This is a genomic window from Nostoc sp. DedQUE08 (assembly GCF_034530895.1).
Taxonomy (GTDB): domain Bacteria; phylum Cyanobacteriota; class Cyanobacteriia; order Cyanobacteriales; family Nostocaceae; genus Nostoc.
Genome location: NZ_JAVRCD010000055.1, coordinates 38,999 through 56,042, shown reverse-complemented (window position 1 = coordinate 56,042; position 17,044 = coordinate 38,999). Strand labels below are relative to the sequence as shown.

12 protein-coding genes are annotated in these 17,044 nt (G+C 43.1%); 8 read left to right on the top strand and 4 right to left on the bottom strand.

Annotation, left to right across the window (positions count from 1 at the left end):
* The 3 genes from RMY64_RS28395 to RMY64_RS28385 form a co-directional block, all read left to right on the top strand.
* Positions 1-206, top strand: a 206-nt coding sequence (locus tag RMY64_RS28395; RefSeq protein WP_322701743.1) for a hypothetical protein, incomplete at its 5' end; no start/stop codon positions are given.
* A gap of 55 nt (positions 207-261) precedes the next feature.
* On the top strand, positions 262-609 hold the full coding sequence (locus RMY64_RS28390; RefSeq protein ID WP_322701742.1) for a GIY-YIG nuclease family protein: 348 nt from the start codon (positions 262-264) through the stop codon (positions 607-609).
* A 402-nt stretch (positions 610-1,011) separates the two neighbouring features.
* Positions 1,012-1,371, top strand: a complete 360-nt coding sequence (locus tag RMY64_RS28385) for a hypothetical protein (protein WP_322683758.1) — start codon at positions 1,012-1,014, stop codon at positions 1,369-1,371.
* Between the two features lie 104 nt (positions 1,372-1,475).
* Here the strand turns inward: RMY64_RS28385 and RMY64_RS28380 are convergent, their stop codons facing one another.
* The 4 genes from RMY64_RS28380 to RMY64_RS28365 form a co-directional block, all read right to left on the bottom strand.
* Positions 1,476-2,819, bottom strand: a complete 1,344-nt coding sequence (locus tag RMY64_RS28380; RefSeq protein WP_322701741.1) for an FAD-dependent oxidoreductase — start codon at positions 2,817-2,819, stop codon at positions 1,476-1,478.
* 60 nt (positions 2,820-2,879) lie between these two features.
* Complete coding sequence (locus RMY64_RS28375; protein WP_322701740.1) at positions 2,880-4,901, bottom strand: carotenoid oxygenase family protein; 2,022 nt, start codon at positions 4,899-4,901, stop codon at positions 2,880-2,882.
* A 336-nt stretch (positions 4,902-5,237) separates the two neighbouring features.
* Entirely contained in the window at positions 5,238-10,598 is a 5,361-nt protein-coding gene (locus tag RMY64_RS28370; protein ID WP_322701739.1) for an AAA family ATPase, read from the bottom strand.
* Positions 10,599-10,996: 398 nt separating this feature from the next.
* Entirely contained in the window at positions 10,997-11,377 is a 381-nt protein-coding gene (locus tag RMY64_RS28365; RefSeq protein WP_322701738.1) for an endonuclease domain-containing protein, read from the bottom strand.
* 358 nt (positions 11,378-11,735) lie between these two features.
* On the opposite strand from RMY64_RS28365, the gene RMY64_RS28360 reads away from it, so the two are divergent.
* From RMY64_RS28360 to RMY64_RS28340, 5 genes are all read left to right on the top strand, one after another.
* Positions 11,736-11,981, top strand: a complete 246-nt coding sequence (locus RMY64_RS28360; RefSeq protein ID WP_322701737.1) for a hypothetical protein — start codon at positions 11,736-11,738, stop codon at positions 11,979-11,981.
* A gap of 141 nt (positions 11,982-12,122) precedes the next feature.
* Positions 12,123-13,436, top strand: coding sequence for a Tudor-knot domain-containing protein (locus tag RMY64_RS28355; RefSeq protein ID WP_322701736.1), 1,314 nt, complete (start codon positions 12,123-12,125; stop codon positions 13,434-13,436).
* Between the two features lie 255 nt (positions 13,437-13,691).
* Positions 13,692-14,810, top strand: coding sequence for an aminoglycoside phosphotransferase family protein (locus RMY64_RS28350; RefSeq protein ID WP_322701744.1), 1,119 nt, complete (start codon positions 13,692-13,694; stop codon positions 14,808-14,810).
* Entirely contained in the window at positions 14,807-15,346 is a 540-nt protein-coding gene (locus RMY64_RS28345) for a DOMON-like domain-containing protein (protein WP_322701735.1), read from the top strand. The genes RMY64_RS28350 and RMY64_RS28345 overlap by 4 nt, the downstream gene beginning before the upstream one ends.
* Before the next feature lie 183 nt (positions 15,347-15,529).
* Positions 15,530-16,801 carry a carbamoylphosphate synthase large subunit gene (locus RMY64_RS28340; protein ID WP_322701734.1) on the top strand — a complete coding sequence of 424 codons (1,272 nt, stop codon included), beginning with the start codon at positions 15,530-15,532 and terminating at the stop codon, positions 16,799-16,801.
* Positions 16,802-17,044 lie beyond the last annotated feature (243 nt).

Below are 17,044 nucleotides of genomic sequence, written 5' to 3'. Positions count from 1 at the left end.
GCTCAGGGAACGTTTTGCTCAGGGAACGTTTTGCTCAGGGAACGTTTTGCTCAGGGAACGTTTTGCTCAGGGAACGTTTTGCTCAGGGAACGTTTTGCTCAGGGAACGTTTTGCTCAGGGAACGTTTTGCTCAGGAAACTCAAAGCTGCCTGAGCGAAGTCGAAGGCAGCACTCTCTGCGATGGCATTGGTAATAAAACCAATTAGAATGTTCCCTTCGACTCCGCTCAGGGAACACTAAAGCGATCGCGCAAATCAACTTATGGCTTATATCTACATTCTTGAATGTGCTGATGGTAGTTACTATACGGGTAGTACAACGGATCTTGAGCGGCGGCTGTGGCAACATCAACAAGGTGAGGGCGCAAACCACACGGCAAAACGGTTGCCTGTGAAACTAGTTTTTTGTGAGTATTATCAGTGCGTAGTGGATGCTTTTGAGCGTGAGAAACAGGTGCAAGGTTGGAGTCGAAAAAAGAAGCAAGCTCTGATTTCAGGAGATACAAATTTGTTGCATAAGTTAGCCGAATGTCAAAATGAAACTCATTACAGTAGGTTGGTTGGCTTCGGTAGTGATGGCTTTGACCCTTCGACACAAAACGCTCCCTGAGCAAAATCGAACGCTCCCTGAGCGAAGTCGAAGGGAGCGACTGAATCTTGTAGCAGCTTCCGCTTTGCTTGCAGCAACTTCCGCTTTCACGTTTCCGTGTTTCGCGCAAGCTGTAGCAACTTCCGCTTTCACGTTTCCGCGTTTCGCGCAAGCTGTAGCAGCTTCCGCTTTCACGTTTCCGTGTTTTGCGCAAGCTGTAGCAGCTTCCGCTTTCACGTTTCCGTGTTTTGCGCAAGCTGTAGCAGCTTCCGCTTTCACGTTATATCAATTCGTAATTACAAATTGGTATAAAGCAAATAAATTTTAGGCTTTTTTAGAAAAATCAACAATTCCACGTATGACAACCTTTTCAACAATTGCCCACTATAGAGTTATGAGAAATTGAGAAAATGAGTATTAATTATGGGAAGGCGAAAACGCAATTCACGTACTCTTGGCAAAGCTGAACTACGTCTAGCAAGCGTTAAATCTATTAGTCAAACTCTCGATGTCGGAGAGGGGTTAACAGTCAAAGATTATAATGAGAAAATCGAAAGGGTGCGGCAATCTCTAGAAGCATACAATACCACTCTCTCTACTATCGATGTCTTACTAACCCAGCTCGTCGAAAACGAACAAGAATTAGCAGACTATTCTGAGAAAATTTTGCGTGGTATTGCTTATAAATATGGTAATAATAGCCACGAATATCAGATGGCTGGAGGTACTCGGAAAAGCGAGCGCAAGCGTGCTGTGCGTCAAAGCGTGGTTTTGCCGACGTAAGTAGGCACGATTAAACGCGATCGCATACATCATCAACCAAAATTACTGATTTGGCTTTGTCTGAGGTGCGATCGCCATTGGATTATTCTTGGATCTTTTCTGGACTAAAAGTTCTTCTCGACTAAACTTTTTGAATACTCCACAATAGTCTCAATCAATTCAAAATTCAATAAGCCTCCCACGTAAAAGGTCTTGCGTTGACCTTGCAGGGCTTCTAAGCGATCGTAAAATCCCGCTTGCATGGCCTCTGAAGTAACGTGAGGAAAGTAAGGCCACTTATCGTAGGTGTAGTAATCATCATCTACCTGCACTCCCAAATTCTCTAATGTCTTTTGAATCCCTTGGAGAACATCTGCTTTAGTGATTTTTCCCTCACGATCTAAGCGAGTGTAAAAGGCAATCAGGTCATTGTCAGCAAACTGTTGAGCGATAAACCAGGGATTCCCCACTGCATTTAAGGGAATGACATTAGTTACTGGGGTTGGCATTTCCAGATCGGGAATTAGATAAGTAATCAAACTGTAGGGATTGAGAATTATCTGCTCAAATAGGTCTTTTTCTGCTGGCGACAAATCGAGAAAAGTGTTGAGGACATTCAACGTCAACGGACAAGCTAAAACCAGATAGTCAAATTCTAAAACTTCTTCATGGGTAACAATCTTGTCAAGAATTTGCTCTTGCTCGGTGAACCGCACCCGTGTAATTGCCCCACGCTTGATTTCCTTGATGTCAATATTCAAGCGCACATTTATTCCCCAAGCAACACGCTCCCAGAAGCGTTGGAAACCATCAATAAACCGTTTAGGCCAACCGCAGCGTATATCTGCACCGTAAGTAACTAAAGTCCCAAAGGTTTCTAGGGTCATGTATTTTAAAGCATAGACGGTGGGGATTTCGTTTAAATAGCCATAGCCCATCGCGGTAATCGGAATTTCAAACAGAGTTGCTAGACATGACAAATCTTTCTGTGCTAACCACTGGGAAAAAGGTTGAGTCAGTTCGGGATGTTGACTGATACCGGCAAACCCAGGAACGGAAATAATTGGCTCTAAGCAAAGACGCTCCCAGCAAAAGCGCCCAACGGCTGCTAAAAACGTTACTCGATCGGTTCCCTCGGTAACGGCATTCATAATTGAGGTGTAGGCAGGTTGTCCCGGTTGAGATTTAAAAGGGTTGTAGACTTGCCCTGGGCCTTCACTGTAAAGTTGAGCGCCGACTTCTTCAGCGATTTTTAGGACTTCTTTGTAGGCAGGGGTGAGATAATTTGCTCCCAAATCAAAGGAACGGGAATTGTAGGTAATAGAATAACACAATCCCCCTACCCGTCCAGCTTTTTCTAAGACAAGTACGTTGCGGTAGCCTTGCTTTTTCAAAAAGTAAGCTGTAGATAATCCGGCTGCTCCCGCCCCAACAATACAAATTCGTGCATCTTTAGAAATTTTAGCCATACACTGTTGATTTTTTAGTAGTAATGTGCCCTGATGAGAATTTTGCGATCGCAATGTCTTCTACTGAAAATGCGGATAAACTGCTTCTGTGAATAATTGCCGAATGGCTGGCTGCTTAAGTAACGATTCATAATCCTGTCGCACGGGGATATCGTAACTAGCAGTGCGAGGTGCGATCGCAGATAACCAAGTAGTATGCATTGTGAAGCCAAAATCCAGTTGGGGATGGCTCAATTTGCATATAGGGCCAGCCTCTAATCGATCGGCTTGGAAGATCCAAATTTCGTTGTTATTTCCCCCAAATACCGTACAAACGATATAGCCATCTGTAGAACTGCCATTGCTGTTCAATCTCGGTACAAACTGGGGCGAACTGATGAAATAACCGGGGGGCGCATCATAAAAATCTGCTACCTCCATTTTGATTGTATCTACCCGAAACAAAGAAGAAGGGCGATTGTGGAATGCTTCTTGTCGTTCCAGTAATTCTTTTAGTGGGACAGCCCGATAGGGATAGTCTTCGTACAAGTTGTAAATAAACTCAGTCAGCAGTTCTGGCCAAAAACCGAGAGATTGCCAATAAATATTATCAATTCGCTGAGGAGGCAATCCAGAGTCTAGCTTTTCTTGACAAGCATAGAACCCTATACCCCAATGACGGCGGGTATCGTAAATTACTTTGGCATCTTGAATCTGACCTGTTTCGCCATTTATTTGATAGCGACCCAGACGACCCACATCCATTTGCCCATTAGATAACATTCCTCCCAACCACAGAGGCGCAGATTTGGGAGCATCGAATTTTGAGATATCATACTTGCGAACCCATTCCGCGATATCTGTGGCGCAGAGATGGGCTGTATGCATTGTGATTTGACCGTCAGGGTTTTCGTAATCGGTCAAAAAATGTACTGTTTCTAAAGGAATTACGGCTGGGCGGACTACCACAGTAGTCACATCTGCTTTCAGGTCAGCCCGACGCACGATGTAAATGGGGGAATTGGGTTGCTGCGATCGCGTCAGCAATCGTCGCAGTAGGCGTTCAGTTTCCAAACTATCGGGAACTGGGTTATTGAGGATTTGTTCTGGGCCAATCTTCAAGGAGGTGTCCATTAGCACCACGTAATCTTTGGTAACTGCCAACTGATGGATGCTTTGTTCAATTCGCACCGGGGAACCATCCGGCAGTATCAACTCCCACTGCTGGAGTTTACCGACACCATCCCATCGCATCAGATGAACAAAATCTGGCATAGCAGTTCCCAACAATTTCTCAATCCAGCCAATCAATAGTTGCGAGAAACTTTGAGAAAACTTCGAGAACATTCCCAAGGGAATCTGCAAAGGATTGTTCTCTAAAAGTTTAGCGATCGCACTTAGCAATTGCTGTAGTTCCTGGGGCAGTTGTTCGAGGTCATAAATGAAACGCGCACTTTCAAGAAAATTACTCAGCGATCGCCCATAGTTAACTAAGAAAACTTCGTTGGTATAACCATCAAAGGCTGGGTGAGACGTACTCAACACAGGCGGGAAAGGATAGGGCAAAGGTAGAAACGATTTCCACTCAGTATTACCTCCCACTGGGGTAACAACTTCTAAGCTATTGGTATCAATTTCGTAGGGACGACCAGCGTCATAAGTAATCATTAATCGCTCTTGGCTGTCTTTAGCCGTATTAAAGGCGAGAAAGGCAATATCCACCTCATCTCGCAAGCCCAAGGAAGGGGAGAAGCGCAACAACCCGCGATCGCGAAATTGATGAGAGCGATAGGCAAGATTGTTAAAAGTTGCCCGATCTGCATAGTAGCAAGGTGTACGTGCCAGTTTCGTTTTGACAGTCACCTGTCCGCCTTCCCAGTCAAAGCGGTAAATCATCCCATCACCGTTAAAAATGTGGGTTGCATTTGGATTGGGTAAGCCCCCAGAGGCAACACTACCTACAGGCGCAATAATAAACGTATGTCCTGATAAATCTGCCGGTACATCTCCATAGATGACATTCATCGGTAAATTCGATATTTCCTGACGGCTGGCAGTCATTGCTGCCTCTGGAAATCGGGGTTCGGGAATTTTAGGACTCATTAATTGATACCCTGGTATTGCACTCTAATTTGGTGTTTTGCCTCAGGTATAACACTAGGTTTTAATTTAAAAGTTGAGTTTTTGCTCTCAAATGTCCAAACATCAGCTTTTTCAGGATTTTTGAATCCAACTATGAAGAGTGCTGAGTTGAAAAACCGCCTACAAGGGGCTACCGTGTATACACAAGTCTGAAATAGCTGATAAATAACGGTTTTACCCCACCCTAACCCTCCCCTTGCAAAGGGGAGGGAACTAGATTTCCAGTCTCCCCCCTTTACAAGGGGGGATTAAGGGGGGTAATTCTTAATTTAATCAGCACTCAGTATAGTAAATACCTTAAAATTTAACTGCGTCAGTAAAAATTGATGCTATTTCTTTTCCTGGCTGACAGCGCTCAAGATACATCTGCGCTACTTGATCCCACGGGTTTTGCTGCAAGCAATCTTGAAAATATTTGGCTGCTGCGGCAAATTGTTGTTGTTCGTAACACGCTAATGCTCTTGCAAATACTTCTAAAGTAGCCGTTTTACCTGCACTAACTTTTGGGGGATCGGCTGCAAACACTTCATGAACAGTCACAGCATTCGTTTTACCCTTCACCTTTACCTGACCTACTACACGAATACCATAGCGATCGCGATTTTGTAAGCGCTCAAAAGTTTGGTCGGTAATTAAAAGTGGGGCGTTGAATGTTTTGGTCAATCCTTCGATTCGCGCTGCTAGATTAACCGCATCGCTAATCACTGTGCTATCCATGCGATTCAACCCGCCGACTGTCCCCAAAATTAGCGAACCAGTATTAATCCCAATGCCAATTTGAATTGGTGAGTAGCCCTTGGTTTGGCGTTTTTCGTTGTAGGTTGTTAATGTCTGCAACATGGCAATTCCCGCCTGTACTGCATCATCGGCATCTCCGGCAAACAAGGCCATGATGGCATCACCAATATATTTGTCGATAAAGCCATTGTTTTCCAGAATAATCGGCTCCATGCGGCTGAGATAGGAATTAATAAATCGGAAATTTTCGGCGGGAGTCATGCTTTCTGAAAGGGTGGTGAAGGCGCGAATGTCGGTAAATAAAACTGACATTTCTCGCTGCACCTGATCGCCTAATTGCACATCTATAATGCTTTGCTTGTTGAGGAATTGTAAAAATTGGCGCGGGACAAAGCGCTCATAAGCTTTATTGAGTGCGGCTAAATCGGTATACAAACGGGCATTTTCAATGGAAATAGCTGCTTGTGCTGAAAGCAGGTTGAGCAACTCCAAGCGATCTGGGGTAAATGCTCCGGTTGTCAAGTTATTTTCTAAATAGACAATTCCTGCTAACTTTCCTTGGTTAATCAAGGGAGTACACAGAATCGATCGCGGTTGGTATTGGCGAATGTAGGGGTCTTTAATAAATTCCCCAATCCCCACTGCTTCGTTGATGGCATCGTTTAGGACTACATTAGTTTTAGTGCGAATCACATAGTTAACGATCGCAGTCGAGAGAATTTGGTTATCTTCAATACTGAGTGATTCCAACACCTGAATCGTATTCTCACCAACGGTTCCCTGAGCTTCAATCAAAAATTTACCTTTGGTTGACAACAGCAAAAATCCCCGTTGCGCCCCGGCATTTTCTATTAAAATCCGCATTAAGTTAGATAAAAGTTTATCTAGCTGAATTTCTTCGGATAGGGTTTGAGAAGCTTTGATGACTGTCACCAAATCCAATGATTCGGAGCGGCTGGTACTTGTGAAACCTGTCGGGTTAGAAGTAGTGGTTGATAAAGTTGAGTTAACAGCTTTTTCGAGAATGCGCGTTAAGATTTGGGGATACTTGGCTTCTAAATCTTTTACCTTGGCGATCGCTCCCCACTGCAAATAAAGATAGCGGGCTTCTTGCAGATAAACTTGGGCGATCTTGGATTTGTTCTGGGCTAGGTAGAATTTGGCAGTTAATTCATTGGCGAGAGCCGCTTCATTAAAATACTGGTTTGATTGGGCTAAGGCAATGGCGCGATCGTAACAAGCGATCGCCTGACTAGATTCTCCATGCACCCGATGCCATTCTGCTTCTACTAGCGCTAATTTATGGGTATAGTTGACAGGAGAAAATTTTGCCCAGACTTGCAATTTTTTCCGGTTTGCTGCCACTCGCTGAAGTAACTTTTGACGTTCCGCTGCACTGACAACAGAAGCTAAAGCTAGTCGTCCTAAAGAGTCATAAAAGTGGAACCATCCTACAATATATAAAGCCACAACTGCATCTAAATAAGGAATTGCTAAATCAGCATTCTTGACAGCTGTAGGATAATCTTCAAACCAATAATTCAGCGTTAATTGATTAGTATAAATATAAAAAATAGCTGTGCGATAGTTACTCTCGATATGCTGGGCTAACATCGCCGTTGCATCATAAAATTCCCCGATCAACTGACAGGGATTAGCATTTTTGCCCTGTAAATTAGCAACTACTTGGCGATAAAGTTGAATGAGAACAAATATCGGTTTTTTCTTAAACAGTTGAATTGCATCTGCGTAAATAGCTAAACATTCATCTAATTCAGCCAGATTTTGACCGGTAAAATAGCAATGCATAGAGGATGTATTGGCACAAAAGGCAGCGTATTCGGTATCACCCGTATCGCGCCCAATTTGAAATCCTGCTTGCAGTGAAGGAATAGTATTTTGGAGTGGTTCTTGCCAATGGCGAACAAAGGAATTAACTACAAATAAAGTTCTCGCTTGCAGGTGCTTGGCATTGAAGTGGTCTAGCACTTGCAAGGCTAATTCACCAAATTTATATCCCCCTTGCAAATCCCCGACAACGCCACAAAGAATCAAACCATAGGTAGCGTAGGCAAAAGCTGATTCCGCCGCATTGCCGTATTTGGCGGATATTTCCACCTGTTTAAAGACCGTCAAAGGAAAAACATTCGGGGCTGCTAAATAGGTCGCCGAGGCAATACTTGCCAGGATGCGAATTGCCGCTAATTTCGTGGGATGGGTGAGTTTTGGTAAGTCAACTAAGGTGTCTACCTGCTTACCTGCCAAAGCAAGTTTAGTTTTTAACAATCCCAGCATAATTTGCGGTTGACCGGGGTTGCTAGCTAAGGGAATGCCCAACAGTTGCAGAACTTGCAGACCGAGTTGAGAGGCAGCTAAGAGTCGATCGCGGGCGATCGCAGCTTGAATTTTAATGGCATAAACCTGCACCTGATCGACTGTGCTGCGGGTCTTTGCCAGTACTTCATCTGTGAGTGCATCCATGCACTCAAAGTCCCCACCCAGATAAGCAGCTTCGGCGGCGGCGGTGTGCAATGCCAAAGCTAGCTGATACTGCTGCCGCCAACAACTAGCTGCTAGGCTGTTAATCCCCATTGTCAGATAATCTAAGGCTGGCTGATAGGCTGCTGAGGCTTTGGCTTTGTTACCTGCTGTTAAGTTCAACTGGGCTAGTTTTTGTCGCTGTTGAGGGTCTGTAATCAGGTTGATGCCGAAATTCAGTTGGTTAACAATGTCAAAAATTCTTTCTTCTTGCTTTTGGGGAGTAATGCCTTGTAATAACAGTTGCCCAATCTGCAAGTGTACTGCCTGTTTTTGGTCAGTAGAAATCAGTGAATAGGCAGCTTGCTGGACGCGATCGTGCAGAAATTTGTAGACTACATCCAAATTTGTCAACGCTGTTACTTCTAGATCGGCAACTTGCAAGAGTTGGTAGTCATTGCCTTGTGGTAAAATTAGTCCGGTTTGCACGGCTTCCCAGAGTTGGGCGGCGACATCTGCAAGGGATTTGGAGCTAGCGATCGCTAAGGTATGCAAATCAAAGGAATTACCAATACAAGCTGCTAATTTTAAAGCTTCTTGGGTGGCAACTGGCAGCTTTTGAATTTTCAGCGCCATCAACTCAACGACGTTATCGGTAATCTGGGCTGCTTGGATTTTTGCCAGTTGCCACTGCCATTGTCGCTGAGTGAAATTAAACTGGAGTAATTCTTCTGCATACAGCGACTTCAAAAATTCATTCATGAAGAAGGGATTGCCATTAGTCTTCTGCTGAAGCAGTTCTGCTAAAGGAGTAATTTCTGCTAAATCGGCATTGTTGAAGGTATCGCTCAGGAGTTGTTGAATTTCGGGCAATGCTAAAGGCGTTAAGGTGAGTTCGTGAATAGCTACGCCAGCTTGTTCTAAGGATGCGATCGTTGTCCGCAGGGGATGGCTTTTATTGACTTCATTATCGCGATAAGCACCAATCAGCAACAGATATCGACTGTCTGCTTGACTAATTAACAACTGAATCAACTGGAGTGATGCACTATCCGCCCATTGCAGGTCATCCAAGAACATCACTAAAGGATGTTCCTTTTGGGTAAAGACCTTAATGAAGTTTTGCAAGACTAAATTAAACCGAGTTTGCGCTTCCTTGGGCGATAGTTCTACAACAGGTGGCTGCTGACCAATAATCAGTTCCACCTCTGCAATCACTTCGATAATCACCTGACCATTGACACCAAGAGCATTTAATAATTTTTTGCGCCAAATAGTAATTTCGGCTTCACTTGTAGTTAAGAGTTGGCGAATTAAAGCTTGAAAGGCTTGAATTAAAGAACTGTAGGGAATGTTGCGTTGGAACTGGTCAAACTTCCCAGAGATAAAATATCCCCGTTGTTGGGTAATCGGTTTATAAATTTCTTGAACCAAGGCTGATTTGCCAATTCCAGAATAACCTGCAATCAGCATCACTTCGCTTTCACCGTGACTAGCTCGCTCAAAAGCTGCCAGCAAATTTGCCACTTCCGCCTCGCGTCCGTAGAGTTTTTGAGGAATTTGAAATCTACTGGAGTTATCTTGCTGTCCTAGTTCAAATAAGGAAATTTGCCCTGTAGCGTGCAACATCTTTAGGCATTGCTCTAAATCTGCCTGTAATCCAAAAGCACTTTGATAACGCGTTTCGGCAGTTTTTTCCAGCAACTTCATCACAATTTGCGAAAGCGCTGGCGGAATTTGAGGATTGATGCGATCGGGCGGAATCGGTTGTTTGGCAATGTGGCTGTGAACTAGTTCCACAGGATCGTCGCTAATAAAAGGTAAATGCTGTGTTAACAGTTCGTAGAAAGTGACTCCCAAAGAGTAAAAATCGGTGCGATAATCAATCGAGCGATTCATTCGTCCTGTTTGTTCGGGAGAAATATAAGCGAGAGTCCCTTCTAAAACATTCAGATTTCGCAACGTGGGATTTTCTCGCGACAGCAAAGTAGCAATGCCAAAGTCAATTATTTTCGTTTGTTGAGTCGTGGGATTGAGAAGAATATTGGCAGGATTAATGTCTTTATGAATAATTTGTTGCTGATGAATTTCTTCTAAAGCTGCCGCTACTTGCATAGCCAATTGCAAAAAATTCTCTAGCGGTAGAGGTGATTGATTGAGTAACTCACGCAGAGGTTGTCCCCCAAAATCCTCTAAAACTAAGACTAAGGTATTTTGATACTTTTTCAAGTCGTAGGCTTGGATAATTCCCGGCGCTTGAGCGCGGCGCGTGAGATCGTATTCAAGTTTAAACCGAGCGATCGCTTCTGGGGATGGGTATTCTTGCCACAGAACTTTCAGTACTACTGGTTGTCGATCTAACTCTCGATATCCCTGATAAACCTGAGAATTAGGGCTTGCGTGCAGTTCTGTCAGGACTTTATACCCTTCCAGTGCGATCATAGATTACTTAAGCGTTTGCTGTATTGTTAGAGCCTATTCAGTATAAATTACTCACCTTGCAAGTGAACAGAGATTAGCCGAATGCTACAGTTTGCAAACTGTGAGTGGATTGGAGGAAAGCGATCGCACACATCACCAATCAAAATTACTTATTTGATTTGATTTGAGATGGGATGGTAATTCGTCCAACTAGTGCTACTGCAATTAAATTACCCTCCGATGCATTGGCTAAGGTGTACACATAAGTCAAATTACCCCCCTTAGTCCCCCCGATGCATTGGGGGGAAAAAAGAAATCTAGTTCCCTCCCCTTTGCAAGGAACACTGCTATGTAGCCAGAATCGGTTTTAACCAAGGGGAAAAAAGAAATCTAGTTCCCTCCCCTTTGCAAGGGGAGGGTTAGGGTGGGGTAATCTTCCGCAATTGACAAACCGTTTGTGCAATCATTGCGATCGCACCTTCCAACTCTTGATAAACCTGTTGATTTGTAAACCTCAAAAAACAAGTGCCTTTAGATTCAAGAAAACATTGTCGTTCATAATCATAAACCTGCGCTCCTTCTTGAAAATGGCTATCACCATCAATTTCTATAGCAAGTTTTAATTCAGGACAATAAAAATCTACAACAAATACATCAATACTGTACTGTCTACGAAATTTGCAACCATCAATTTGCCGATTTTTCAACCTTTCCCACACAATCTTTTCAGCAGATGGCATATTATTACAGAGCGATCGTCTTTTTTCTTTCTCTGAGGTTTTGTTATAAAGCTCTGTCATAACATCTTGATTTTTGGTAATTCCAAATTACCTCCCTTAATCTCTCATTGCAAAGGGGAGAAACTAGGAATACAATTCCCTCCTCCTAGCAAAGTTACGGTGTAGACACAAGTGAAATTACCCCCCTCAATCCCCCCTTGCAAAGGGGGGAAGGCGGAAATCTAGTTCCCTCCCCTTTGCAAGTTTATGCCAAACAATGTTTGCAATAATCTTTCAAGGGGAAGCCGAAAATCTAGTTCCCTCCCCTTTGCAAGGGGAGGGCTAGGGTGGGGTATTTTTAATGCTCTGTTAAATAACAACATATTACTGAGCAAAGATAAAAATATTCTTCCCTGTAGCGACTACCGTCTTCCCTATAGTGACTACCGGCTTCCCTGTAGCGACTACCGTCTTCCCTGTAGCGACTACCGCCTTCCCTGTAGCGACTACCGTCTTCCCTGTAGCGACTTCCGCCTTCCCTGTAGCAGCTTCCGGCTTCCCTGTAGCGACTACCGTCTTCCCTGTAGTGACTACCGCCTTCCCTGTAGCGACTACCGGCTTCCCTGTAGTGACTACCGTCTTCCCTGTAGCGACTTCCGGCTCGATCGCCTATGCAATATCTTGAGGTGTAGTGTCTGTTACTAACATCGTTATTTTTTGATCGGGTTGGGGAACTCTATAAATACGGTTTAGTAATTGCCCAGCGCTAGATATGGGCTGTTCTGAACCGTGTTGTAACAATATCTGGAGTTTTAAGGATCGGCTGATGGATAAATCAATTATTCAGTTGGTTGACGAGTTACCGACTGACAATATTACTGTCAAAGTTTTAAAAGCTCTTGATTATGTAGCACCAGGTGAATGGAGCAATTTAACGGGGTTTGACAATAGTATCCGCACCATTACTGGAGAAACTGATGCTAAGGTAATTCAGAAAATCCGCGATCGCGCTGCTAGTTTATACATAGATCCTCAACAAGGCTACCAGTTTGCCATCAAACTTTATCAAACAATTGATAAGGCAGACACAGCGATGGCAGCAGCAGCTTTAGCGAATAAAGTTAGTGAAAAAATCGGCTTTCTCTCTTTTTTAGGCAAAGTTACTCCCAAAGCCGATGTCACTCAATCCATTGACTTGGTATTAAAAATCGCCGTCGAAATCATTGCCTTTTGCAAACTAAACGGCATTCCTCAACCAAATCCCCAAGAGTTTGCTAATTCCCTAACTAACAACTATCAAAATGCATCCCTAATGCGGATGGTAGCTTTAGTTTGTCTAGATGGAATTCTGCCCTTGGGCCCTGATTTTCTCAGCAAAATTCACGGAGTTATTAGTGGTACTGATGCTGGTGCAATAACTCAAAATCCGGTTTTCTTAGCCGTTAATAACTTTCTTCCAGGTAATAATCCTTCTGATAAAGTTGGTTTTATCAGCCAGGGTTTCAACTCCGTGCAAGGCTGGATGAATAATTTAGTATCCAAGACGGGCATAACCCCGCAATCAATTTCTAGTAATTTGGGTAATTTTATTCAGATTGCTGATGATAATTTAGATTTAGTTGCAGCATTCCTAGATCAAACTACCAATTACTACGAGCATACAGGAATTCAAACGGTCGCTCGCAGTTTGATTTTGCAAGCATACACTCTAGTAAAAGAAGAAATCAAACAAGAAGAACAAAAGCCGATTCAAGATGTTTCATCTGCCGTTAAATCAGATAAATCAGATCGGAATCAGTATGAAGTCAGCAAAACTGTAGAAGTCTGGGATGATGATGAGGAAGATTGGTATCAGGGAACTATTGAGAAAATCCAAGACGACCAGTTCTTTATTCATTACCTTGGTTATGGTTCATCTTATGACGAATGGGTAGGCGAAGATGACATTCGGACTCGCGATCTTCGCTCCACTGATGAAAATGGATATGCAGTAGGTCAAAAGGTAAAATGTTGGGATGATGACCAAGAGGCTTGGTATTCCGCAACGATTCAGCAAATCCAAGGCCAGCAATACTATCTTCACTACGTTGGTTATGACTCATCTTATGATGAGTGGGTTGATAGCGATGAGATTTCCTAACTGTTGAATTAACACAGGATTGACGAGAATTGCAATCCGCAACTCCCCGACTTATTTGAAAAGTCGGGGAGCTTGTTTTTCACAAATGGATTCAGAATTGCTCTAGTACTTTTAAAAATTCATAATTGACATCTCGTTAATCAATTACGAATTACGAATTACGAATTACGAATTACAAATTATCTTGACACTTGCGCTACGATATCCCCTATTGCTTTCGTGCAATGTACGTGAGGAGTAGTAGAGATGAAACAGATGATAGAACAATTCAATACACAGGATACCCGAAATCTAGAGGCGATCGCTAACCAATTCGCCCAACAGGGAAAGGTTACAGGCGTGAAAGCATTTGGCAGTGGTAATATAAATGACACCTTTTTAGCAACTCTCGATTCCTCAAAGGAACAACATTTTGTCCTGCAACGCATTAACACACAGGTGTTTCGTCAGCCACAACTGATTATGCAGAATATGCGTACCTTAACTGAACACGTTCAAAAAAGGTTGCAGGATACACCCCTGAATCGTCGCTGGGAAGTGCCACGCGTACTGTTGACCAAAAACGCTCAAGACCACTGGAGGGATGCAGATGGCTCATTTTGGCGGGCAATCAGCTTTATTCCAGGCTCCCAGTCCTTTGATAGTATGGGCGATCGCTCCCACGCCAAAGAAATCGGTTATGCCTTGGGGATGTTCCACAATCTAATCAGCGATTTGCCAGCAGAAAAACTTGCTGACACCCTCGAAGGGTTTCATATTACACCGTTTTATCTCCAGCATTACGAGGAAGTTTTGCCGAAAACTAGTGCGCCTAAATCTTCGGAAGTTAATTATTGCTTACAGTTTGTTAGCGATCGCCAAGCCTTTGCACATATCTTAGAAAATGCCAAAGCTGAAGGCAAGCTACCCCTACGTCTGATGCACGGCGATCCCAAAATCAATAACGTGATGTTTGACATTGTTACCCAGCAAGCCGTTAGCGTCATCGACCTAGACACAGTGAAACCCGGTCTGGTACATTACGATATTGGCGATTGCCTGCGATCGGGTTGCAATCCGGCTGGCGAAGAAACCGAGAATTGGGAAAGTATTTATTTCGATACCGATTTGTGTCAAGAAATCCTCCAAGGTTATCTTGCTGTGGCTAAGGCATTTCTGACCGAGAATGATTATGCATATATCTATGATGCCATTCGTCTAATTACTTTTGAACTAGGACTGAGATTTTTTGCTGATTATTTAGCCGGGAATGTCTACTTTAAAGTTAAGCACCCAGAACATAACTTAGCAAGAGCGATCGTTCAGTTTAAGCTTACCGAAAGTATTGAATCTCAAGAAACGCAGATTCACAAAATTATCAAAGATATGAAATGAACGAGCAGACATTTTCCTTGCAATCCTTCCCTTGTACCGAGTCTTTTCCTCATTTGAAAATTACAGGCAATATCTCCCGAAATGTTAATCAACTTACCATCAGCTACAACCTTGGAGGTGACTTAAAAGAAATTGCAATTGCTCCAACATCAAATGCACCATCACGCAAGCATAAACTTTGGGAAGATACCTGCTTCGAGTTTTTTCTTGGCATCAAAGATTCTGCACGGTATTGGGAATTCAACCTCTCCCCCGCCGGACACTGGAATGTCTATCGCTTTGATGGATATCGTCAAGGAATGCAAGAGGAAACTGCTTTTGAAAAGCTACCGTTTAGCGTTCAGAATCAAGTTGACAGTTTAGCACTTGCGTTAGATATCGATTTGGATAAAATCGTCTCGGCAAACCAAGCCATCGAAATTAGCATTACTACAGTTATCAAACACAGAGATGGTGAGGTGACTTACTGGGCGTTAACTCATCGAGGCGCGGAGGCTGACTTTCATCTCCGAGACAGTTTCATCGTTGAGTTGTGAAATGTAGTCCTATATTAGTAGAAACTATTGATTTCACTTTACTCTAGTTAAGGAGTACCTGATGAAATTAACAACATTGATAAATTCTACAGTTATCATTGCCTCTCTTGCCTTCACATCTGGCATTGCTAGCGCTCAAACAGCTAGATCAATAATTGAAAATGCGGATTCTGGGAGGGCTAAATGAACTCACAATATAACTTTCAATACTTTCAAGGGAGTTCTCTTTCCGATCTATTTGCTCAAGATATCACAGATGCATCTTATGGGTTTATCCTAAATTACCCTGCAACTGCTAGTTGGGCTGCTTATCCCAATCTGGAAAAATATTTTATTCAAGATGGCAGTAGTGAAGCCACCAAAACCTCCTTTGACAAGATTTGCCAAAAGGAACCTTGGAAAATTTTAGCTGTATTAGGCGATCGCATTCCAGGAATTGCACTTAATCCGCCGCCAAAGTCGCTGCTTGCATACTGGCAAGAACATTTTGGCTTTAGCTACTCCAATAGGTTGATGATGGATCGCTTAACTTATTTGGACGATCTCAGCTACAGCGAACGCTTTGACAAACTCATCACTCTATTTCCCTTCGATCGCCTCAAAAAAGAAAAACACGCTGTTGATTCAGACACTCATTACCGTTTACTCAGCAAAGTAACCTTAGCGGAATTGGGAGTGCAATGTCCAAAATACCAGAGTTACAATTTACATGAAGTCAATCTTGAAGACATTCATTTACCACAATTTCCCTACTTAATTAAAACGTCCCACGGACTCTCAGGGGAAGGCACTTATATTATCAAAAGCTCTAGCGATTTGAACTACTGCTTTGAGGAAATCAGGAAATACCTCAATATTAAGTTGCTCGATCGGATTATTGTCTCGGAGTTTGTCAAGAATGAGGTGCAGAATTACTGCGTACAGTTTTATGTCAACAAAACCGGAGAGATAACCCTCATCGGCACTACCAGCCAACTCGTTACTCCAGAAGGCAACTATTTAGGCGGACTAATTGACTACCGCAACACTGACACGAGCAAGTTCTTTGAGATGATTGCTGCCATTGGTGAGTATGCTTACAAACATGGTTATTTCGGCGTGATTGGGTTCGATGTGCTAGAAGATCGAGACGGACAATTTTATGCGATCGATGCCAATTTCCGAGTCAATGGATCGACTCCGTTGTGCTTGCAGCGTCACACCCTACTGGGACTAGGAAAGGAAGTTGCTAAATATTCTAGTAGCTACCGCATGGAAGGAGCGTTAGATTCAATTTTAGTCACCTTAAAACCAGAACTAGATCGCAAAGACTTAATCGTTCTGTCGGCTTTAGAGAAGGTCAAATACGGAAAAATCTACACCGAAATTTATGCGATCGTGACTGGAGAAACTATCCAGGAAATGCAGCATATCGAGCAGAAATTACAGAACAAGGGATTACAATGGCTCCCTTAAACAGATTTAATCAGATAAAGTTGCAGCATTGCCACACACTGTAGCATTGATTTGGGTGCAACCCATCGCCCAGAAACTCAAGGAAGCGGGAGGTTTAATTAAATCTGCTTTCGCATCTGTCTTGAGGAGTAAAGTAGACTAAAAAACTATTTGTAAAAAAAGTAAATAGCATCAAGAGATTGTGTCATTTGAAAGTTGAGTCTGAGAAGTTGTTTTAAAAGTGTTTGGCTGTGTTTAATCGCA